General features: G+C 52.2%; 3 protein-coding genes. 1 reads left to right on the forward strand and 2 read right to left on the reverse strand.

Annotated features, from left to right (window positions below; translation table 11 throughout):
- Nucleotides 1-166, reverse strand: a 166-nt coding sequence (locus RT340_RS18820; protein WP_313377480.1) for an uL13 family ribosomal protein, incomplete at its 3' end; no start/stop codon positions are given.
- A 239-nt stretch (nt 167-405) separates the two neighbouring features.
- Nucleotides 406-1,533, reverse strand: coding sequence for a cell division protein ZapE (zapE, locus tag RT340_RS18825; protein ID WP_313377477.1), 1,128 nt, complete (start codon nt 1,531-1,533; stop codon nt 406-408).
- Nucleotides 1,534-1,717: 184 nt separating this feature from the next.
- Between zapE and zapG the strand changes: the two genes are divergently transcribed.
- Nucleotides 1,718-2,122, forward strand: coding sequence for a Z-ring associated protein ZapG (zapG, locus tag RT340_RS18830; protein ID WP_034826655.1), 405 nt, complete (start codon nt 1,718-1,720; stop codon nt 2,120-2,122).
- Nucleotides 2,123-2,207 lie beyond the last annotated feature (85 nt).

Consider the following 2,207-nt stretch of genomic DNA (forward strand, 5'->3'; position numbering starts at 1 on the left):
CGATGATGTAATCACCGGTATCAACGTGCGGAGTGTATTCCGCTTTGTGCTTACCACGCAGACGGCGCGCCAGTTCAGTCGCCAGGCGACCCAAGGTTTTGCCCGTTGCGTCAACAACATACCAGTCACGCTGTACGGTTTCTGGTTTAGCTGTAAAAGTTTTCATTGAAAAGCTTACCCAAATAAAAAGTTACACGTTGGTGAAATCCCAAACGCTAAGTAAACGATTGAGGCTCACACGACCATTTTGCCCAGCAAGCCACCCCTTCAAGTGAGTTACCGGATCACATCGAGTTCTTGGGAAAGAAAACCGATGCTGTAACGTGGGGTCGCAAGATTATAGAGAAGTCGAACTCAAAGATCGAACCTTTTTGCATCGAAATCCTGCGATTTTTGCCCACGCCATCAGGGCAGATGCGGCAGACGCAAATACTCTTCGCTTTGCATCTCCTGCAAGCGCGACAAGCAGCGTTGATACTCAAACTTCAGGCGCGTGCCCTGATAAATTTCAAACAGTGAGGTTTCGGCCGCCACCACCAGTTTCACGTGGCGTTCGTAGAATTCATCGACCAGCGCCAGGAAGCGGCGTGCCTGATCTTCGGTCTTGTAAATCATCACCGGCACATCATACAGCAATACGCTGTGGAAGCGGCGTGATAGCTCGATGTAGTCATGCTGGCTACGTCCCTCGCCACACAGCGCGAGGAAATCAATCGCCAGCACGCCTTCATGAACGCCCAGCGTTGGCATCTGACGGTGGTTAATTTCCAGTACCGGCGCCTCTTCACGCGGCTTGCCGGACAAGGCGCGGAACATGCGCTCCATTTCAGCATGCGTGGCATCGTTAAGCGGGAAATTCCACAGATGCGCGGATGTCAGTGTACGCAAGCGATAGTCGATACCCGCATCCACGTTCATCACATCACAATGACGTTTGATCTGCTCAATTGCGGGCAGAAAACGCGGGCGCTGCAGGCCATTGCGATAGAGATCGTCAGGCGGAATATTGGACGTCGCCACCAGCGCAATGCCGCGATCGAACAGTGCTTCCATCAGCGTGCCCAACAGCATGGCATCGGTAATATCAGACACAAAGAATTCGTCGAAGCAGAGAATATCGGTTTCTGCTTTAAAGCGGTCGGCCACAATCAGCAGCGGATCGCTATGGCCTTGTAACTGGGTCAGTTCTTCATGGACGCGCAGCATAAAACGATGAAAATGCAGGCGGAGTTTGCGATCGCCAGGAATAGACTGAAAAAATAAATCCATCACCCAGGTTTTACCGCGACCCACGCCGCCCCACATATACAGCCCGCGCACCGGCGCTTCGTTGCTGCTTTTCTCTTTGGACATCAGCTTCGACAGGCGGCCAAATAGCCCTTTAGGGGCGGGTTCAGGCGCGGGCTTACGGGCAATCAATCCTTGCTGGATCGCATCCAGGCGGGTAATGGCTTCGCGTTGTACATCATCTGGACGAAACTCGCCCTGTGATAGCGCCTGCTCATAGCGGGCAAGCGGAGATGAGGTTTGCATGGTTCTCTCAGAATCCCTGAAAAAGTCCGATTCACGGGTCGGTTGGCGAAAATTAGGCCGCACTACACTAAGCGATGCAGCCCGAGAGTTCCACTTCCATAAGATTATTGGGTATAGTGGCTGCTATTGAAGTGGAAACAGAAGCAATGCCCTACGAAGCAACGGAAATTACACGGGAGTCATTATGACCTGGGAATACGGGCTGATTGGTTTAGTGATTGGCATTATTGTCGGCGCAGTTGTCATGCGTTTTGGCAACAAGAAGCTGCGTGAGCAGCGTAGCATGCAGTACGAACTGGAAAAATCGAAGGCTGAGCTGGCAGATTATCGCGAAGAGCTCACCAACCACTTTGCGCGCAGCGCAGAATTGCTAGACAACATGGCACATGATTATCGCCAGCTGTATCAGCATATGGCAAAGGGTTCGAATGACCTGCTGCCAAATCTGCCGGGCGAAAAAAATCCGTTTGCTTATCAGCTGACGGAAGCCGAAGCGGATAACGATCAGGCACCGGTGCAGATGCCGCGTGATTACTCTGATGGCGCATCCGGTTTGCTGCGCGGCAGCGACCGTACACCGCGTAAATAATCCTTTTGGGGCACAGCTTAGCTGTGCCCTTTTTGTTTTTCGAACACTTACGCCAAACTACTGTCACACTTTCTATCCCCTTTCT

Origin of the sequence: Pantoea sp. CTOTU50773 (assembly GCF_032082325.1) — a bacterium.
Lineage (GTDB): Bacteria > Pseudomonadota > Gammaproteobacteria > Enterobacterales > Enterobacteriaceae > Pantoea > Pantoea communis.

Excerpts from the sequence above, each read along its gene's own strand:
- zapG (WP_034826655.1), top strand. The coding sequence starts at position 1,718 with ATGACCTGGGAATACGGGCTGATTGGTTTAGTGATTGGCATTATTGTC.
- zapE (WP_313377477.1), bottom strand. The coding sequence starts at position 1,533 with ATGCAAACCTCATCTCCGCTTGCCCGCTATGAGCAGGCGCTATCACAG.